Origin of the sequence: Blastopirellula marina (assembly GCF_002967715.1) — a bacterium.
In the GTDB taxonomy this organism is placed as follows: domain Bacteria; phylum Planctomycetota; class Planctomycetia; order Pirellulales; family Pirellulaceae; genus Bremerella; species Bremerella marina_B.
Genome location: NZ_PUIA01000085.1, coordinates 146,995 through 167,310 on the forward strand (window position 1 = coordinate 146,995; position 20,316 = coordinate 167,310).

At 55.0% G+C, this 20,316-nt stretch carries 11 protein-coding genes; 2 read left to right on the plus strand and 9 right to left on the minus strand.

Translation table 11 applies throughout. The features are described from left to right. The first annotated feature begins 55 nt into the window (after nucleotides 1-55). Together C5Y96_RS25545 and C5Y96_RS25550 are read left to right on the plus strand one after the other, a co-directional pair. The gene (locus tag C5Y96_RS25545) at nucleotides 56-1,153 is read left to right on the plus strand and encodes a DsrE family protein (RefSeq protein WP_105359318.1); all 1,098 of its coding nucleotides are present in this window, start codon (nucleotides 56-58) and stop codon (nucleotides 1,151-1,153) included. A gap of 64 nt (nucleotides 1,154-1,217) precedes the next feature. Next, the gene (locus C5Y96_RS25550) at nucleotides 1,218-2,864 is read left to right on the plus strand and encodes an FAD-dependent oxidoreductase (RefSeq protein ID WP_105359323.1); all 1,647 of its coding nucleotides are present in this window, start codon (nucleotides 1,218-1,220) and stop codon (nucleotides 2,862-2,864) included. On the opposite strand, the gene C5Y96_RS25555 is transcribed toward C5Y96_RS25550, so the two are convergent. The 9 genes from C5Y96_RS25555 to C5Y96_RS25595 form a co-directional block, all read right to left on the minus strand. After that, nucleotides 2,861-6,808, minus strand: a complete 3,948-nt coding sequence (locus tag C5Y96_RS25555; RefSeq protein ID WP_105359325.1) for an SHD1 domain-containing protein — start codon at nucleotides 6,806-6,808, stop codon at nucleotides 2,861-2,863. The genes C5Y96_RS25550 and C5Y96_RS25555 overlap by 4 nt on opposite strands. A gap of 113 nt (nucleotides 6,809-6,921) precedes the next feature. Next, the gene (locus tag C5Y96_RS25560) at nucleotides 6,922-7,875 is read right to left on the minus strand and encodes a CsgG/HfaB family protein (RefSeq protein ID WP_105359328.1); all 954 of its coding nucleotides are present in this window, start codon (nucleotides 7,873-7,875) and stop codon (nucleotides 6,922-6,924) included. Between the two features lie 4 nt (nucleotides 7,876-7,879). Further along, complete coding sequence (locus C5Y96_RS25565; RefSeq protein ID WP_105359330.1) at nucleotides 7,880-8,929, minus strand: hypothetical protein; 1,050 nt, start codon at nucleotides 8,927-8,929, stop codon at nucleotides 7,880-7,882. Nucleotides 8,930-8,951: 22 nt separating this feature from the next. Continuing rightward, nucleotides 8,952-12,932, minus strand: coding sequence for an SHD1 domain-containing protein (locus C5Y96_RS25570; RefSeq protein WP_158261428.1), 3,981 nt, complete (start codon nucleotides 12,930-12,932; stop codon nucleotides 8,952-8,954). A gap of 247 nt (nucleotides 12,933-13,179) precedes the next feature. Next, a complete protein-coding gene (locus C5Y96_RS25575) occupies nucleotides 13,180-14,451 on the minus strand; it encodes a class I SAM-dependent methyltransferase (RefSeq protein ID WP_146115810.1) in 1,272 nt (423 codons plus the stop codon). An 8-nt stretch (nucleotides 14,452-14,459) separates the two neighbouring features. Next, entirely contained in the window at nucleotides 14,460-15,683 is a 1,224-nt protein-coding gene (locus C5Y96_RS25580; protein WP_105359337.1) for a glycosyltransferase family 4 protein, read from the minus strand. Between the two features lie 45 nt (nucleotides 15,684-15,728). Beyond that, nucleotides 15,729-17,927 (minus strand): serine/threonine-protein kinase, encoded by a 2,199-nt coding sequence (locus C5Y96_RS25585; RefSeq protein ID WP_105359339.1) that lies wholly within the window; start codon nucleotides 17,925-17,927, stop codon nucleotides 15,729-15,731. 322 nt (nucleotides 17,928-18,249) lie between these two features. After that, entirely contained in the window at nucleotides 18,250-18,894 is a 645-nt protein-coding gene (locus tag C5Y96_RS25590; protein WP_105359341.1) for an ester cyclase, read from the minus strand. Between the two features lie 202 nt (nucleotides 18,895-19,096). Next, nucleotides 19,097-20,074: a hypothetical protein gene (locus C5Y96_RS25595; RefSeq protein ID WP_105359344.1), complete on the minus strand. Its 978-nt coding sequence runs from the start codon at nucleotides 20,072-20,074 to the stop codon at nucleotides 19,097-19,099. Between the last annotated feature and the right edge of the window lie 242 nt (nucleotides 20,075-20,316).

Genomic DNA, 20,316 nt, shown 5'->3' on the forward strand with positions numbered 1-20,316 from the left:
CCCAACTTTTTCGCAACCATCACAGATCACTCCCTCCACACTTAGGACGCCTCCCATGAACGGCATATTGTCTCGCTTCCTTCTTGTTCTATTACTTTCCGCAGTCTGGTGTGCCTCGGTCGATGCCCAAGGATTTGGTCGCGGTCGTATGGGACGCGGCCCTGGTCAAGGTCAGGGTCAGGGTCCTGGCCAAGGCCCAGGTCCGGGGCAGGGTCAAGGCCAAGGTCCGGGTCGTGGCCAAGGTCCCGGTCATGGTCACGATGATCAGCATGCGGTCGACATGGAGGTCTTTCATTACCTGCTGGAAAACCACGAGAAAATTCGGCGTACGGTCAAAGAGCTCGACAACGGTGTGGAAACTCTTACCGAGTCGGACGATCCCAGTGTCGCGGCGCACATCAAGACTCACGTCGAACAAATGACGGTGCGTGTCGAAAAGCCCTCCCCCATTCGCATGCGAGATCCTTTGTTCGCCGAAATCTTCCAGCACACCAAGAAGATCAAGATGCAGCATGAGGACACGCCGAAAGGGGTCAAAGTCACTGAAACATCCGACGACCCTTACGTAGCGACCCTCATCAAGGCCCACGCCAAAGTGGTTTCCGGTTTCGTTGCCAGAGGCTTTGCCGAAGCCGCCAAGAACCACGCCGTGCCAGGTCAAAAGCCAGCAGAACCAGGCGTCAAAAGTTTCCCCAAAATCAAAAACCACGGCGGCGTCATTAGCCTGCCTGGTGCAGCCCATCAGCCTCGCTCGGGCACCAAAATTGCCGTCGATGTTACGCAGTCGTCGGAACCAAACGTATTAAATCCCGCCATTGAAAAGGTTGCTCGCTTCGTCAACTTGTACGCCGGCGGGGGTAAAGAGTCTGCGACGGTCGAAATCGCTTTGGTCTTTCATGGCGGCGCTACTCTGGCCGTGCTGAATGACGATGCTTATAAAAGTACCTACCAAACCGAAGGAAACCCGAACCTCGCCCTCTTGCGGGATCTTCACCACGCTGGGGTGCAGATGTACGTTTGTGGTCAATCACTTCATGGAAAAGGCAAGACTCCCGACGACGTAGCTGTCTTTGTCGATACGGCCGTATCGGCGTTAACGACAAACGTCAACTTGCAGTCGGATGGCTACACCTACATTCCGCTGGGCGATTAACAACCTATTGGTCGACAGAAAATACCTGCTTGTCGGCTCGACAAATATTTAAGAGGAACACCAAATGAAGATCGTCATCGTTGGCGGTGTTGCCGGGGGTGCTTCGGCAGCCGCTCGTGCGCGACGTCTGAGCGAAGAAGCCGAGATCGTTGTTATCGAACGGGGTGCACATCCGTCCTTCGCCAATTGTGGTCTTCCCTATTACGTAGGTGGCGAAATTGAATCGCGCGACAAACTGCTCGTCGCGCCGATTCAACTGCTCCGCGAACGATTGAAACTGGATGTCCGCGTCCGAAGCGAAGTGACCAAGATCGATCCGCAAGCGAAAGCCGTTACCGTTAAGGAATTGGAATCGGGCAAAGAGTACACCGAAAGCTATGACAGTCTAATCATCGCCACCGGTGCCTCCCCTTTCCGTCCCCCGCTGCCAGGGATCGACAACGAGCGAATCGTCAGCCTGCGTGACCTGAATGATGCCGATCGCATGCGGGATCTGGCCATCAATGGAGCCACCCAGGCCGTTATCGTCGGTGCCGGTTTCATTGGTATCGAAGTCGCCGAAAACCTCATTCGTCGTGGCATCAAGACGACCATTGTCGAACTAGCCAATCAAATTCTGCCCCCTTGGGATCAGGAAATGATTCTTCCGCTGCAACGGCATCTCATCGCCGAAGGGATCGACCTGCGGCTAGGGGCTTCCGCAGCGAAGTTCGAGTCTGATCAAGACAAGATCAACGTCACGATGAATGACTCTTCCGTCATCCCGGCCGACTTTGTCGTCCTGTGCATCGGCGTTCGTCCCGATAGCAAGCTGGCCGCAGAGGCTGGCATCGAGTGCGGCCCACGGGGTGGGATTCGTGTCACGAGTCAAATGGAGACCAACATTCCCGACATCTACGCGGTAGGGGATGTCGTGGAAACAAAATGTTCGATCACCGGCGATCCCATCCAGATTCCGTTGGCAGGCCCAGCGAATCGCCAAGGTCGCATCGCCGCCGATCGTATCTTCCAACGCGACTCGCAATACCGCGGCACGCAAGGAACGGCGGTCGTTGGCATGTTCGGTCAGACCGCGGCCATGACCGGCATGAGTGAAAAGGTTCTGCGTGCCAAGGGAATCTCGTACGAAAAAATTTACCTCCACCCAACCGATCACGCTGGCTACTTCCCTGGCGCAAAGCAAATGCTGATGAAGCTGTTGTTCTCGCCGGACGACGGAAAGATCCTCGGGGCACAAGCCGCCGGAACTAGCGGCGTGGACAAGCGAATGGATGTGATCGCGATGGCGATCCAAGCCGGTATGACCGTGTACGATCTGGAAGAAGCGGAACTTTGCTACGCTCCGCAGTATGGCCACGCGAAGGATCCGGTCAACATGGCTGGCTTCATCGCTTCCGGAGTTTTGCGCGGCGACCAGCCGATTATCCATGCAAGCACGCTCGCCGATGAATCTTCCGCAGGTCTGTTTATCCTGGATGTCCGCACCACAGGCGAATATGCCAAAGGGCACATCCCCGGAGCGGTAAACATTCCGATCGAAGAACTACGTGATCGAATCCAGGAAGTTCCGGCCGATAAATCCATAGCAACCTACTGCCAGGTAGGCCAACGCGGCTATCTGGCCACGCGTCTTCTGCTTCAACATGGCATGAATGCCCGCAACATCAGCGGAGGATACCGTCTGTGGAGCATCCTGGAAGATCCCAGCTAGTTGCGCTGGGCAAGCTCTTTGAGGAAACGCAAGTCGGCTTCCGATAGCACCGACAAGGGAATCGTCAACTGATTGCCCTCGGAAGTTCTTAGAACAGCCGACTTCGCGTCCCACTTGACCAATGCTGCGTCGATGTGAAATTGGCCTGACTTATCGGTCCAGGTTCGCATCGGCGTCAGCAATTCGCCGGCACCAGCGGCAGGCATTTCTCCGTTTTGTTTTTTGCCTTTAGCCACCGCAACGAGCTCAATCTGTTTGGCCACCCCTTTCGGATCTCTCACAATTAGTTTCGTACCGTCAGGCGAGAAGGCCAGTCTGGGATCGCGTAAACCTTCTTCGGCATAGACAAGCTTTTTCGCGCTGGTGTCCCATATTTCGAGGCGGTCGAAGAACAGATCGCGATTTTCATCGGCCACGGCAGACGGATAGAAAGTCGCCAGGAAGCGGCCATTTTTGCTGATAGCAATCGGACCGCCTGAGAAACGCGGCCACACGACTTGGGTGGTGCCATCCGGCTGACGCCGAACCAGGTCGTTGTCGATCTCTTTGCCGACCCCAAGCAGTGATCCATCTGGCAGAAAGCCAGCGACCCATTCAAATGTTTCCATCATTCCCAGGTCCGTACCTTGCTTGGCATCATAAGCCTGGACACTCGCTTGAGCTTGAATCGCCAAAAGCATTTCATCATCCGGCGTAAAGGCAAGCTTCCCGAAACCGCGTGAACTGCTGCAGCCCAAAAAATCGAATGCCTTCTTACCGCTTTCAAGTTCCCAAACACATGCCGCGGCGTCTTTATTCGTCGCGGCCAGACGCGTTGCATCGTTTGAAAATACCAGGTCGGTGACCACGCCCTTCAGATCGGTCCATTGCTGAAGCGGACGCAATGACCTGGCGTCCCACAGAATGACACGACCATCGTTACCGCCAGTGGCGAAGTACTTGCCTGCGGGACTGAACGCAACGCTGTTCATCCCTTTCGGATCGTCCAACAGGCTCGCGATGATCGCACCACTTTCGGCCTGCCACACGCGCACTGACCGGTTAGATTGTTCGGCCACGGTCACCACGTACTTTCCATCCGGCGAATAGGCCACGTCGGCGATACGCTCGCCTGGGCCCCCAAGTTTTTCGCGCCCGGTAATCGGCAGCGGACGAAATTCATCCTGCGCATCAGGCCGCTTCTCGTTCACTTCCTGGATACCGGCTACCTCTTTAAAGGATTGGCCCGATCCATCGAACAACACTTGAAGACACAGTCTCTTCCCTCGCGTCTTAGGCGAGCACATCGCGATCAGCCCATAATTACGGGTGTAATTCAATCGACTCAGGCTATAAGTTCCGTCCTCGGTTCGTGTCGGTGGCCCCGGATCAGAAAAAGACCAGCGATTTCGGTACTCCCAAGGAACAGGCCCCAGCGAAGTCAGTTGGCCGGTGCTTAAATCGGCTTGACGCCACTCTCTGCCGGCCAGATGAAGTATCTTCGTTCCCTCGTCGTAACAGAAGTTTCCTTCTTCATATTCAGAAAGGACCAAGGTCTTTTGTTCGTCTCCCAAGCCTCGCCGGTAAAGCCCCTGCCCCTTATTTCGACGGGCAATCATTCTCTCGCGATAAAGTTCTCCGTCGATCACCCATCCTCCGCTGAATTCACTCCACGAGGGATCCAGCACTCGAATCGTTAGATCGTCGGGATTGATGAGCAGTGGATGACTCGACAGCACCTGGCTCATGCTAAAACGCGTTAAGAAGAAGCCTCGCTCGACGACCTTTCCGTTCTCCTTGCGTACCATGGGCAACATCTCGTGCGGGCCAAATCGAATATTGAGATTATCAGCTTCGACACTATTTCTTTCCTGAGGCAGCGTTTCCTTCGCCTCGTGGAAGATTTTAACCTGGTGATCGCCGTCCGCACTGAAGGTAACATCCGCGAACCAGGTTCTCCCCACGTAACCCACGACGATCGCCCTCCCAATGCTCACTGGGGCGACCACAATCCCGAACGTCTCGGCAGACGCATCGGGTACTTCTTTCGGCGAAAGCAGCGGCAAGCCATCGGCTTGAGAAAAGTCATGCCGTTTCCCCGTTTGCGGTTCGAAGACGGCCAATTCCAGGCCCCCTTCGTCATTCAAGACCGAAGCCCAGACAAACTTTCCATCGTAGTGAAATCGACCGCCAGCATTTCGCGGTCGATCGGCTATCTTTCGTAGTCCACTGGCCTGCGAGTAGAGATAGTATGCATTGTCCGCGCTTACCAGGTCCCAATCTCCCCCCAGCGACTCGCAACCGTAGATCGTTTTCAACCCATCGAATTCGATCCGGCGAAAGGTCAAGTTATCGTTCACGGATGCGTCGGCATTGCTGCGATTGACAACCGCAACCGGGGGCTCAGGCTGAATTTCCTTTCGCAGCGACTCTGCCGCCTGACGAACGTGCGGAAGAGCTTCTGGTGAATCGATCAGCTCCTGCAGAAACGCCCTTCCTTCCAGGCTACGAATTCGCTTGGGTTGTTCCCTGGCCAGGATGTAGATACGAGCAAAGTTTTCATCGCTGGCCAGTTGCTGATACTTCAGCAGGATATTCTTGATCTCCGCGTAGCGATCCTGCGGCTTCCAATCTCGAACAATCATGTGCAGCAGTTCCGAGCTTGGCGACCAGGCCTTGGCTTCCGCTAATCCATGAACCAACTGCATCGCGATTGTCGTACGCAAGTCTTGATACGCATGGCTGTTCTGCACAAGCCTCTGGGCAACGGAGTCGGGTTGAACAAAGACGCGTAATTCGTTGATCGACGACTTATCAAACACCCTCATATGCCGAGCAGCCAGGCTGTAATGAGAGTGGTTGACCAACACTTGAATATGCTGCAACGCGTGATACTTCAGCCGAGCACTGTTCTCAATATGCTCGACCGACTGAAAAGGGAACTCTTTCAGGCGGTTTTCCACAATGGTAACCGCCTGACTGTGCATCTCAGGTTGGTCCGGCTCCAGCAGCAAACTGGCTTCGACCAGTGCCTGTGCTTCATCCCAGTTGGCCAACCGCATGAACAAGTTGGCCCGCTCGTTGAGCAGCTTTACTTCCTGCTGTGGGTCAATCGAAGCGGTCTGGATACCCTGCGACGACGCCAGTTCTTGGGCATATTTCAGCAGCACGCCGGACACCGCTTCAGGTTCAATCGTTTCATTTTTATCGTGAACGACCTTTGCCCCTTGCTGAGCCTTCAAGCTCAACCGTACGCGGCGATCGTCTCCCCTTCCCTCGTTGCGGTATTCCCCTAGCACGTAGGTGGGCAGCTTACGCTCGACGTTGGCACCGTCGGCAGCGAGATTGTATTCGTTGGTAATCGCTTTCGCTTCGTCCAGTTCCACGACCACCACCCCAGGCAAGTCAAGCAGCGTTCGCTCGAGAAGCTTGGCGTAGGTCGATCGCAAATAGTCGTATTCATAGGTCAGGTCGTCACTGACAAAAGGAGGCACGGCAAAAATATGCGGTATCGCCCCTTGTGATTTGGCAATGCCATCGCTGGCCAGTTTGACCAGCACCTCGGCATCGTTGGCCGGATCTTTTCCCAGTAGCATCTTCTGACGTACCAGGCGAATTCCTTGATTGGTTTCCGCGATCACGATCTCGGCGTACTTCTTTTGATCCTCTTCGATTGTCCGCAGAAGGACCAGCACATCCGCTTTCAACACGCCGCCGATCGAACGTCGGTCATTGCCTGACTGGGCACCGACGATCGATTGCAACCGCTGCTCATTAAGTAGTTTCTGAATCTCGGTGCGTTCCACCCACTGCGTATTCGGCAATGCCAATAGCTCTGCTTCCAACAGGCCTCCCAACGCGGATTGATCGATATCGATCAGCGCACACCGCGGCTGTTGGGCAAGTGTCACCGAGGGAGCAAGAACCAGAACAGCCCAAAGAACGAAGCGATAAGTTAACAGCATGGGATCTCTAACGGAACTTCTGCAAGTAGCTGAAAACGACGAGGGGTAAGCTTCTTCAAGCTTACCCCTTTGTTCGTCACTGGATGAGGGTCAGATGTTTTACTTCTTTTTCCCTACTTTTTATCCGCGGTCTTCACCAGTTTCGGAATCATCCGTTCGGCGATCGTGGCCGCTGCCGATTGCAGTGCCGACTTACCAGCGATCTGCTCGTTGAGATCAACGGCCACCGATGTCTGTCGATCGATAGCGATCACCTTGCCGGTCTTCGCATCGAGTGCTTTGATTTCGACGCGAGCCTTCACCGGGGCCAGGTTGCCTGCTCGGGCAGTGAACTCACTGAAGCCTTCGCCGACGATCTTGATTTCGGCCGCACCCTTCGCTCCGTCCTTGGCATCGACCACTTCAAACCCAAGCTCTTGCAGGTAGAGAGTCATTTCGGTTTCTGCAGCCGGATCGATCGTGGCGCGTCCCACGTGTCGCTCTTCAATCGAAACACTGACCACAGGCAGCTTCGCTTCGCCGATCTTTTCCTTGAGGGCCGCGATACGTTCGCTCTGAGGAACAACCTTGGGGACCAATTGCTCGGAGTTCTTGCCAATCTCTTTCACGATTTCGGCGGAAAGCGCTTCGGCCAGTTCGTCGATATCTTGATCGACCTGCCCCTTGATGCTCGCGCCGGCAACGCGACTCGTTTCGGTGCCGATAATCTTGGCCACCAGCACCAGCTTGTCGCCTGCCTGAATCACACTGCCGGTCAGAATCAACTTGGCACCGGTTAGCTGTCCCACTTGCACGGCTTCCGAGGGATTGACCAGCCCAGACACGCTGAGCTCTTGTTCCTGCAAGATCTTAGCCATGTCTTCACGATCGACCAGGTACATGGTGGGATCAACAACCAGGCTGGCAAACAGTAGGTCAGAAACCTGGGCACCGAGCCCTTTCACATCCGCGCCACGTTCCTGAAACGGGAAGATGGCGGTGGGATAGACCGCGTCCTGAGCTTTCAGCGTACCGGCCGAACAAGCGACAAGCAGGGCCAGCGTCATTCCAAATAAGAACTTTTGCATCGTGTTATTGCTCCGTAGGAGAAGAGTCAGTTTCTGAAGTTAGTTTTTCCAACAGCCGAGCCAGCAAGAAGCGTGGCGTTGGGCTGCTGTCCCAATGTTGAATCAAATCGAAACAGCAAAGTATGCATGTCCCGTCGTTGTTGAAGCGTACTTCCCACCAAGGCCAACCATCCGAGGCTTCCGCAAGATGAACCCGAAGTTGTCCTCGATGCGATTCCAATGTCACCCGATTGACCGACTGTGGCGGATCGGCCAGCGAATCAAAGTCTGGGTTCAGACGCTTATCAAGGTCACCGATGGCCTGCTTCGATGAGAACTGTACCGCTACGAGTTCTGGATACTCCTCGCGCGTCGGCCAAGGAAACTCTCCGTCAACCGGCGCGATGCAAACAACACGCACGCCACGCTGGGCCAGCTTCATCAGGTTATCGGTCAGACCTCGATTCTTACGCAGGGACGTACGGCTACCAACAATCAGCAGCCCCCCTTCAAAATCAGTCAACACGTTAGAGTTGGTGATCCGCGTGTAAGGAATCTTCGCTTCCTCGAAGCATTTGGCAGTCGCATCTTCTGGATCGTAAAGATGAATATCGAGCCCGGCGAGCCACTCACGACGATCGGTATAGGGGTCTTCGGGAAAGAGCCAAATGGGCTGTTCGTACGTGGCAAGCGGCTCGTTGTTTCCATCGACGATCGTGATCACCATCCGCGTTGCCAAGACAACTCCCTCGCGAACCGGTGGAAACTCGATGGGCAACTCGAACACACCAGGTCTACCGGCGGCCAACTGCAGTGTGTCTTCGCCGCGAGCCAGGGTTCTCGCCCCGGCGGCGTACTGCCAAAGGACTTTGCCTTGCAATGCTTCGGCGGAAACACATCGATAGGCCAGCGCCCCCTGCTGAGCACCGAAGAAGTCTGACTGCTGCGAAAGAGGCTGGATCGACGCGACTCTCTCGTCCCCTTCCGCTGCCCAGACGCACGTTACCATTACCACAGCGTACAGGATCGCCGACAGACCAGAGAAGAATCGCTTCGTGAATTGTTCAATTACCATGGTCACATTCAGCCAAAAGAAATTAACGCGGGCTCAGTTCACGGACATACTTCTGATCTTCCGGCGACAAGCGATCCAAGGGAACAAAAATCGACTGACCATCGCTAGTCTGCAACTGAACATTCTGCCCCTGCATGCTTTGAAAGGTCCCTTCCCGCTTATGCTTACCGGTGCTATCGGTCCAGGTTCGCAACGCGGGGATGGGTGGACCAAGCTGTCGCGGACTGGAATCTGTTTCGGGGATCTCCACTCTTCGCAGGCCGCCTCGATACAAGGCAATCAGCAAGGCATCCTTTTCTGGTGTGAAGACATATCCTTCGTCCAAGATACCGTCGACACTGGTTAACTTGGTTTTCGTGGTTAAATTCCACACCTCCACTCGATAGATCTCTTTCCACTCGTCGTCGATGTAGAGATCGCGAACGTAAATCGCAAGCAACTGCCCATCTTGCGAAATTGCGACGGGGTAACCGATCATGCCAGGCCACAACACCTCGGAGGTCGCATCGATCGAATTCCACTTGATGAGAGTATTGTCCGCATCGTCACCTATGCCGACCAACGAACGATCTTCCAGGTAGTCAGCAGCCCGTGCGATCGACTCAATGCTCCCCACCATAGTCCCGTCGCTGGCATTCCATGCCTCAGACGTACTATTCGACGACGTCAATAGCAGCGAATCATCCGCAGAGAATCCAACCCATTGGATTCCCATATTCTTCCGCTCTACATGGTAGAGGTGTTTTCCATCAGGAACGCTCCAAACACTGGCCGTCCGATCTCTACTAGCTACGGCTAAGCGATCATCCTTCCATGAGAAGGCCATCGCGTAGATCTCTTCCGATTGCCCCTCGCACTCGGCCAAAGGCTGAAGGGTCTTGGCATCCCAGACAATCACTCGCCCCCGTCCCCCGCCGGTGGCAAACATCCGGCCGTTATGGCTGAAGGCGACCCTTGTCATTCCTTCCGCATCACTCGGTAAATTCGCCATCAATTGACCATCTGCAGCATTCCACACTTGGATCGTCTCATTGGTCGTTTTGCTCGTCGTGACAATCCGCGTGTTATCTGGCGAGTAGGCAATACTCAAGCATCGTGGCGGACGCTGCCAAAGGTTTCGATCTTCAACGGGAAGTGATTGGACAATTGTCTTGGGCGCGGCTTGGTCCTTCTTTTCGTCTTGAACACCGTTCAGTGCTTCCTTCAGCGAAACGCCAGAACCGTCGAAAAGTACCTGGATAATACCCGACGGCCCGTCGATCTCCGAACAACTCATGATCGTGCCAAAGTTGTTGCTATCGGCGAGGACTCTCATCTGAAAGGAACCTCGTTCAAAACGGATCGGCGGCGTTTTCTCGGACGCCCCCCAATGATTGGAATAGAGCCACGGCACGGGACCGTACGACTCCAGCTTTCCATCTTTCAGTCTTCCTCGTTGCCAATCGACACCAACGACATTCACTTCGCCCGATTGATTGAAAAAGAGGTCACCTTCTCGAATATCCGGCATGGCAACTTCAGGTTTGAAATCAGGCAAACCAACACGAATCAGCCCTATAGAATTGTACGAAGGGGGTAGTGCGCCAGCATAGTAAAGAGATCCATCTCGCATAGCCTTCACGTCCTTGTCTGGACTTCGGTTGTTCCAACGAGCCTCTGAAACTCTTATGCTGAGATCTTCCGGATCAACCAGTAACGCGTGTTCCGTGGCTTTGTAAACCGGGCACCCACGGCAGATCATCACCACTTGTTTCTGCTTGTCTGATTCAGCCGGTACCGAAATCGTACGAACGGCCGTCGGTTGAAATGCCAGGTCGATGTTTCGCCAGTCAACCTCTTGATCTGTGGTCGTGTTGACCTCTTTGGCCTCGTGGAACACTTTGACTTGATGCTTTCCTTCCGGACTAAAGCGAACATCGGCCAGCCAGGTTCGTCCGATTGCACCAACGACAATCGCACGACCTTCGGCAACCGTCGTCAACGACACCGTTGGAGAAACATAGCTGGTACCGGGAATTTCATCAGGGGCCAAGAGAGGCAATCCATCCGCCTTGGTCAGCTGCATGGCGTCTCCGCTGACAGGATCAAACACCCATACCTGAGCAGCTTGCCGATTAACCGCAGCAGCAACCCAAACATACTTGCCGTCGTAATCGACCTTTTGAATGAATGTGTTGCGAGGTGCTTGCCAAACATAACGCAGCCCGGTCTCTTGCGAGAAGAGAAACAATCCCGCGTTGTTATACAGCGCATCGATCCCATTCTTTAACGGAACGCACCCTTCCATCCAATTCAGTTTCTGGTCGTGCCCGCTCTTTGTTTGGTAGGCAAGTTCAACTCGCCGGAAGGTCAAACGGGTTTCGTTTTCCGGGTCACCAGTGGTTTGAACATGCTCCTTTTTCTGTTCAATACCGATCGCATCAAGCAGTTCTTTGGCCGTCTGCTTTACCTGCTCGTTGGCGTCGACATGAACCAGCAACGCATTCAGAAATCGACGTCCCTCAATACTTCGTAATACGTCGACGGTGGATCCGCCGTGCGCGTAGGCACGAACCATCGAGCTGACGCCTGGTCGATCCTGGTACTGCAAGATCTTGTTGGTTAGCTCCGCATATCCCTCGGCAGGCATCATGACATGAACCATATTTCGCGTCAGAGTCGCACTGGATCTCCAGTCGCCAACTTCAGCAAATTTTTCAGCCAACTTCGTCGCCAGACGGCGTTTCTCGCCTTGATACTCTTTTCCTAGTTCGATTTGCTCATCCAACAATGGAGAGCTGGCATCGTGGCTTTTCAGGCTGGTTCCGATGTTAAAGTAAAGCAAAAAGAAGTGTTGCCTGGAATGTTCAGGAGGGTAATTTGCTATCAATACTCCTAAATGCGATAGAGATCGGCGACGGAGTCCTAACACTTTGGCCAACTCCTCCAACTTGTCTCCGTTGTAGGTTCCGGCCAGTTGTCCCGCCAATTTAATCGCTTCACTATGTATCTCCGGCTGGTCGGGATACAACATCAAACTAGCTTCGATCAACCCCAACGCTTCGGCCCAGTTGCCCAGACGTGCAAACTGTTGGGACCGCTTGTTGAGTTGCTCGGCCTCGACCGCCGGTGCGAACACGATTGATTCGATGCCCTGCGTTTCAGCCACCTTGCGGGCACTCTCGCGCAGGAACTCGGCGACAGCATCAGGGGCAAGTTCCGCTTGTTGTTTATCCAGCTCTTTTGAACCTTGCTGAACGCTGAGGGTGATCCGAACCTTATGCGTTTCTCCTTTTCCTTCATTGCGAAACTGCCCCAGCAGGTAGATGGGCAAGCGGCGTTTGATGGTGCCAGCTTCCGACGTCAAGGTCAGTTCGCTGGCGATGGCCTGGGCTTCTTCCAGTTCCACGATCAGTACGCCAGGCGAGTCCAACAGCGACTGCTCCAGCAGTTTCGCGTACGACGATTTCAAGTAATCGTACTCGTAGGTTAAATCGTCACTCACAAACGGCGGCACGGCGAAGACCTGGCGGATCTCTTGGCGGGCTTTGCGAATCGCTTGATCGATCAGTTCCACCAGCGCCGCCGAATGCTCTTCCAGGTTCTCGCCCAGCACAAACGACTGAGTCAGCAGACGCAAACCTTGATTCGTTTCGGCCACCACAAGCTCGATGGTCGTCTTCTGTGGTTCCTTGCTGGTCCGCAACATGACCAGAACATCCGCCTTGAGCGTCTGCCCCAAGGCAACGCGATCGTCCCCGGCACCTGCCGCAAGGAGCAACTGAAGCTGCTTCTCTTCCAGCAGTCGGTTGATCTCGGTTCGTTCGAGCCACTCTTCGCTGGGGCGCGTGATCAACTCGGCCTCGACCAGGCCTGCCAGTGCCGACTGGTCGACGTCAATCAGCGCACACCGAAGCGGCTGCGAGGTTTCTTCCGGCGGAGCTGCCTGGGCGAAACAGGGATCGAGCAGTATCGCCGCCAAAAGAACCACGGCGAAAAGCGAAACATAGTGTCGATATCGCATACTGAGAGACATCGCTGGAGACGAGTTCCGATTGGAAGTGCATGACAAGGAATTACCGCTCCAGGGACACAGCCTGAATCCCCGCTAGAGAGGCATCTCCTCAAATCATATCACGCTTCATGCGAAATCAAAACCAAACTTCCACCAATGGTCTTAGTTTTCGCGAATCGAAGCTTGCCCCCTCGGGTATTCGGGCCTTCTTCCGGCAGAAACACGACCTTCTCTCCGATATCCGCCCCGCGAATTCTTAGCTGCGGGGGCGATAGATGCACCACACACCATCCTGCAAAACGGTTGTCTTCAGGCCACGGGCGTTGGCGAATTCGTCCACTGCTCGCTTGACGCCCCACACGCCTTCGCCATCGCGATGGATGGCATAGTCGTGCCCGCACAACGCACCTTCGGGGCGAACCTTCGGCCACCAGGCATTCACGTCGGCGCGGACCGACTCGTACATATGGTTGGCATCGATGAATACGAAATCAAGCGAGCCATCGGCAAAGCGATCGGCCGCAAGCGGAGAGGTCTCTTTCAGCGTGAAGCGGCGGTCAGCGGCAAAGTGCGTCCAGAACATGGTCGCGTCGTATGCCCGTTGAAAGTAGGCCGCGTCCTGCTTTCCCATGTAGCTTTCGCCGCCGTACGGCAGCCATGCATCCACCATCCACAAGCGAAGATCAGGAAACGTCCGTAACAGGACCTCGCTCGTCCAACCGTCGAAGACACCCACCTCGGCCCCCGTGAGCCCGCTGCCCAGCGACCGCAAAATTTCGATCAGCGATTCATGCCGCGCCTGTGCCGGGCGTTCTAGACGCATCACGTCGAGCGACTCGTTGAACCATTGAAACAGCAGGCACTGATAGTCCAGTTGCACCCGCGGATACCACTTCGGCCAAGCCCGCATGGCGACTGCCTGCTCTGAGTACGTATACCCGTGAACCGGTGGCTCTTTCGCCAGCGAGCGAAAGTACTCTCGGCAGAACTCGGTCCGACCGAAGAACATGCCACTGTTAAACCAGTGTCTGCCGCGGGCATGAACGGCCGCCGGCAGCGACGACTGGTATTCGATGTACTCTGGCAGTTCGGGCCAGCAGCGAGAGCCGGCGGCGTTGTACACCAGGTCGCACGTGAAGTGCGATTCGAAACGCTCGACCAGCAACGCCGGGTCGCGAAAGATAAGCGTATCGGACGAATCACTTCCCATGACATATGGCGTATCGATCGACTCCAGGGCTTTCGCCGTCAACGAAAGCTTGTCGATGTTATGCCAGTTGTCAGGCTTCGAGAGAATCAAAGGTTTCACGCCGAATCGTGCCAGGCTTTCCTCAAACGCACCGTTAGGCTTGTTACTGCGTGAAGGACCGTGCCAGGTAATAAACGTTACGTCAGAAGTCGCAGTCGACTGCTGCGGGGTAAACGCGGCAATGGTCTGCCGTACGCGGTGCCAGTTGCCGTGAAGGGGGCCTGGGCAATGCAACGCCAAGGGATCGGTATTCCAGAGAAGATTACTTATGCGGAACACGGTCGAGACTATCCCTTCGTTGGCCCTGAGCGTCGCTTTTCGCCTACCAGGCGTTCCAGCAACTGCGTATAACGATCGGCCATCATTCTGGCGTGACCATGCTGCCGGGCAAACTGTCGAGCTTCCGCCCCCATGGCCTTCGCCCACGTGCGATGAGTAACCAGCGACCTGGCGGCTTCAGCGAAGCAATGCGGCTTGCCTTCGACGATCAAGCCGCTTTGCCCATGCACTATCAGTTCCGGCACGGCTCCCACTTCGGTCGCGATAACCGGCAGTCCATGAAACATGGCTTCCAGCACCACCAGCCCAAACCCTTCGTGCTCGGAGGTCATGCAGTAGGCATCCATGGCCTGGTAATAGTCCCCTAGGTAATCGCTGGCCGAGACAAATGCATAGCGATTGGGAATGAGGCGGTTCGCGAGTTCAAGATACTTCGGCAGGTTATGGCCACACCCAACCGCCAGCATCTTGAAGTTTTTGGGAAGCGAGGCAATCGTCTCGATGAGCAGTTCAAATCGCTTCTCCGACGAATACCGGGCAACGATACCCAGCAGAAAGTCATTGGGCTGGAAACCAAGCGACTCTCGAACATCTTTCCGCGATCGTGTGGTGGCTAGTCGTGCGGTATCGATCCCGTTAGGAATCACGGTCGACTGGAAGCCATCGCATACCTTGTCTTTCACGCGCTGGCTGACCGCGATCACGTGGTCGGTAATGCGGCGATTTCCCAGCATGGTGGCGCGGGTCCAATCTCCTTCGCCATGCGCGAGAAACACGCACAGCGGCGGCTTCACGTCGACCAACCAGTCATCCAGGCCGAGCCCCCAATACAGAAACACATCGGAATCTTCCACGGCCGCGCGAACGGTATCTTGCTGACCGATCACCACCGGTATACCCAGCTGTTGGCAAAACTCCTGATTCACAAGATTGGGCATCGTGACGATCGACCGCTGAAGCACGATGCGATTGGGATCGAGAAAACGGACCAAGCTCAACAAGTGCTGTTCCGTCCCGCCCGAGACAAGACAGGGGCCCACATGGGTAACCCGAATTGGCCCAGATTCATCGGCCGAGCGAGGCGAAAGCAAAGCCGATTGCCGTACGAACGAAGTCGGATCATCGTACGGGGTGTAATAGGGACTGCCGAAGTCTGCCAAGGTCAGACTTCGGAGCGTGGGTTGATAATAGTTTTCATTCGAGGCGAGTTCATCTTCGTAGGGTCCAGACACAAGCTTGATCCGTGGAACGAGTTTCAATGTGGTCGAACATGGTGTTTATGAATTGTCGTCAGGGTTGACGCTGCCAAGGTAGGAAGGAAACGTTTCGCCCGCCCCGCTGCGGATCACCTGTTGTAGCTTGGCATCCCACGATGAGGCTGGCTCGTCCAATTTGCTGGCGTCGATCGTTCCGGGCTCGAGTCGCTTGGTAACCTGGTAATCGATTCGCTCGAGGCGATCTCTGACGTAGTCTTCCATATGCGTATAGACAGGCTGCCAGTAATTGGCCTGCCAGTGCCACCTATCTTTGGCTTGCAGCAGACAGTCTTCGTCTCCTTGCATTCGCCCGCAATCGACCAACAGGTTATTGACCACCACGGCGAAATCTTCGCTTGGTGGAATCGCATCGTGCAGCCCCAGCCAAAAGCGAACGCCCACCATCGTGTTGTTGGTGATCTCGAGCTTCTTAGCGAACGCCTCGTCGCTCATGCCGTCGGCCAGGCTCAGATTGATGGCGTTGGCACCGCCGCTGAAGTGATTGCGTGTGATCTGGCAACCGTCGACCGGCCTCATGATACCGACATGCGTGTTGACCGATTGAAAGTGGTTATCGTGGATCGCAATCGACTTGGCGGCCGATCCCGACTCGATCCAAATGGCTTGACCTTGTCCCTGGATATCGAACGTGGAGTCCGCCACCGAGAAGCCATCGACCTGGGCTTCTTGTTCAATATGCACGAGTCCAAACGCCGCGCCTTCGGCGGCCTGCGAAAGAGTCAGACTTTCCAGCGCGATATTCTGGCACGTTCCGCTGATACTAAGAAACGGTCCGTTCTCTACCGCGGCCTCAATTCCCCGGAAGGTAATATTCGTGCATCCAACAACGCGAAATGCAGGCTGATCGGGACTCTGCGGCAGGAAATGCACCGGGCCGGTCATCGAGGGCCGAAGCGTGATGTCCATCACGTTTTCCAACGTGATGGTATCCATGTAGGTGCCCACCGGCAGATCGATGACATCCCCTGGACTTGCATCTTTCAATCGCTCGACCAACAATCGCGCCGGTCTCTTTTTCGTTGAGCTGGAAGGCCCAAGGTCCAGTAGCGAATTCTTCGCCACGTTGCTCCCTTCGGACGCAAACCACCCACTCATCCAACCACCGGCGACCAAAAGCAGCACCATCCCGGTGACAGCCGCGGTAATCCTCTTCCAGTGGGATCGCTGCTTCTTGACACGGTTATTACTAAGCAACATCGCGTCGATCTCATCGGTCGACGACTGATTCAATTCTCGCAAATGCCGCAGCAACAGATCGCGAACTTCCAGCGAAGATTGATAACGTCGATCGGGATCTTTCTGCAGCAGGCGGTCGACGATATCCGAGAAGAACTCCGGAGCGCGCGGATTGATATCCTTCAGCGACGGCGGTTTGAACTCGGTAACCTTGCGTGCCATCTCCAAAGGGTTTAATCCCTGAAACGGTGAGTAACCGGTATACAGCGCGTACAGCACACAACCGAACGAAAACAGGTCGGACCGCGCATCAACCGGCTCGCCGCGGACTTGCTCGGGGGACATATACGCAGGCGTTCCCAGCGGCATGGCTCCTGATGTCAGGTTGGCATTGTCGATCACAGCTCGGGCAAGGCCGAAGTCGGTGATCACCACGCGGTCGCTGCCATCGATCATGATGTTGGTCAGCTTCACGTCCCGATGCACGACGCCCCGCACGTGGGCAGCCGTCAAGCCGGAGGCAATCTGCGCGGCGATCGATAGAATACGCAGCGGCGTCAAGGGTTCTTCGCGTTTCCTGAAATCCCGGAGCGTGCACCCGTCGATCAGTTCCATCACCAGGTACGGCACTTCCCCCTGCGATTCGACGGCATGAATCGTGATGACGTTGGTGTGGCGAATGGCTGCGACGGCCCTGGCTTCGCGAATAAATCGACGCCGGGCAATCTCGGACGATGCCAGCTCGCGACTGACGGCTTTGATCGCGACAAACCGCTGCAAGGCTTCATCGTAAGCTTTATAGACGACCCCCATGCCCCCTTTTCCAAGGCGTTCCAAGATGCGGAACTTGCCGATCATCTCGGGGTCGCCTGGCTCAAGCAACGGAATATGTACTTCGCTGGCAGTCGGTTCGTCTACTTTTCCGAGATAGGTTCGCGTCGCCGAATCTTCTTCGCCACCAGAACTCTGGTGGCCAAATTCGACATCATCCGAGTAGTCATCGGAATCGTGTGGGGGTATCAACGACGTGCTCCTCGCGTTGAGAATACCCGACCGGCACGCCGGGTAACTTCGTTGAATGACGGATCCAAACAGATTAGCCGCTTATCTTACCAGATGTCGCGACAGGATTAAAAAGAAAACCCTATCTCGATTCGTTTGATTTTAATTTGCCTACAAATCAATTCCTGTAATGTAGCAACAGCCATCCCTGCATACCACACATGACATATATCAATTCGAGTGCCAGGCTCAGAGTATCATCTCAACAAAAGCACAAGCTGCGCAAAACGACAAAATACCACGACCCTTCTTCATCCATCGATGGCAAACAAGAGGATCACGTTTATGGCTCTGGTGCCACAAGCTGGTCAATCAGATCTTGCACGTCCCAATGATCGCGAGCCTGAATGATGCGGCCATCTTGAAAGACCGCGAACGAACTGCCTTTGATCTTAACCCACCGGTCGGTGGCCGGAATACCGGCAAACGTCCCCACGTGCTTCTTCGAGACGCTCCAGTAGGTCACGGCCTGGCTGCCATCGCACACGATGTAGTCGACCGTGATCGTCAACGGATTGAATGCCTGCAACACGGTGCTCACACGTTCGCGTATCGCCTGCCGGCCACGTAACGTATTGCCCTCGGCAAACAGTTCGACGTTTTCGTCCATCAGTTCGTCGATCAGGCTCAGATCGCGCTGATTGAAGATTCCATCGAACCAGCGACGCATCAACTCTTCGACTTCGTTCTTGATGGATTCCAGTCGCAGAACGTCCGACAGGCTAAGTGTCGACTTGCTAAGCATGTCGTATGTCTGAAAGATATCGCTGGCCGTTTGCAGTTCGACCGGGCCGCCACGTTCGAGCTTACGAATCAAGCGATCGGAGTATCCTGATCTGGAAGACGCTTCTTCCTGCGTCAATCCACAGGCCTGTCGAAGTTGACGAAACTTATCGCCGTCAACATGAACTCCTCGGGAACTTACCATCTCGCTGCCTTCCCAGAACGTCCCGCTAAGAATACGTTCCGATCAAGTGTTTCCGCACCATGATCTCGTAGAGCACGCGGCCGCAATTCGGTATGACTTTCTGCTTGCGGGCTCTTGGTCGTAGGACTATTGTACCAGAGGCTTTCGTTCGCGAAACGTAAGATTTTACGCGATCATCAGCGTCACTGCAGCGTATCCGCCGCTACCACGTCCAATCTAGTGGCAGCAACATCTCGTCAGCCGGTTGCTCTTCATCGGAATCCTCCGACAAGGCAATCTCGCATACGGCTGCATCGATCGTCAGCGGCGTGTCTTCCACGGCGGTATACACATCGTCCATGGCGACCGGCAGCTGATTCGGATCGTACACGAACAACTCGCGGCCGTAATTGATGTCGAACGCCGTGAGATAGATCTTTCCACCAAAGGTCCACAGTTCTTCTAACTCGGTGAGGCTCCCTTCGGAGTAATTCAGATCGACCTGGGTAAGCGTTCCAGCCCCTTCATTCGCCGCCGGATCGTAGACCCATAGCTCGACGCCGATGGCCTTGATCCACAGCAAATCGTCGCGGCCAAAGTGGCCAAACGAAGTGATGCTGCCGACGCTGGGATCGTACTGCAACAAAGCTCGATCATTCGTACCGTCGAAACCAATGAAGTAGAGCTTGTCGTTCAGAATCGTTAACCGATTGGGATACGACGACTGGTTTCCGGCATAAACATCGGCAACCAATGTGAACGTATCGCTCGCCGGATCGTAGCTCCACAGTTCAGTACCGGCACCAGTATCGCTTTTATTTCCGGTAAAGTAGATCTTGCCGTCGAATGCGATCATATCTCGATCGTATTGCGTCGACACACCGATAATCTCTCGATTGAGCGGCTCGGCTTCTCCTTGCCCGCCGTTGGCGGCCGGATCGTACTTCCAAAGATTGAAACCGCTGGGCAGTTTATGCTCTTGCGACTCGGCATAGAAGTAGAACGCCCCGTCGAGTTCGACCCCTCCTTCGTATCGGATCGTGTCGGGGGTGACGTTGACGTCGAATACCAGTTCGGTCCCGGCCAGCATACGCCGATGTTCGACGTGCTCGAAGCCGCTTAAACGGTTCCTGCGGTGTCGCTTCTGTGAGTTCGATTTCTTCTTATTCGCACGTCCCCTGCGATTGAGAAATTGCCCCATTCGATTCACCTGTTGGCTTCCACATAATAAGCTGCGTCTGGCTTGCCTGATCGGAGAAAGAGCATTGGCAATCGTTACAAACACACCCCCTCCTGCAGCGGTATCCGTGCCGGTATAGTTATGGGGCACCCGGCGGGAAACCTAATAGTCCACGCAATGGATAAGTTTTTGGGTCACAAGACTGCGTTATCTCTGGTCGTTTCCGCCAGTCTCCACGCACCTATGTTCTTCTGTCATATGAG

Coding starts and splice junctions, on each gene's coding strand:
- C5Y96_RS25595 (WP_105359344.1), bottom strand. CDS start 20,074: ATGGGGCAATTTCTCAATCGCAGGGGACGTGCGAATAAGAAGAAATCG.
- C5Y96_RS25565 (WP_105359330.1), bottom strand. CDS start 8,929: ATGGTAATTGAACAATTCACGAAGCGATTCTTCTCTGGTCTGTCGGCG.
- C5Y96_RS25590 (WP_105359341.1), bottom strand. CDS start 18,894: ATGGTAAGTTCCCGAGGAGTTCATGTTGACGGCGATAAGTTTCGTCAA.
- C5Y96_RS25550 (WP_105359323.1), top strand. CDS start 1,218: ATGAAGATCGTCATCGTTGGCGGTGTTGCCGGGGGTGCTTCGGCAGCC.
- C5Y96_RS25555 (WP_105359325.1), bottom strand. CDS start 6,808: ATGCTGTTAACTTATCGCTTCGTTCTTTGGGCTGTTCTGGTTCTTGCT.
- C5Y96_RS25570 (WP_158261428.1), bottom strand. CDS start 12,932: ATGCGATATCGACACTATGTTTCGCTTTTCGCCGTGGTTCTTTTGGCG.
- C5Y96_RS25545 (WP_105359318.1), top strand. CDS start 56: ATGAACGGCATATTGTCTCGCTTCCTTCTTGTTCTATTACTTTCCGCA.
- C5Y96_RS25560 (WP_105359328.1), bottom strand. CDS start 7,875: ATGCAAAAGTTCTTATTTGGAATGACGCTGGCCCTGCTTGTCGCTTGT.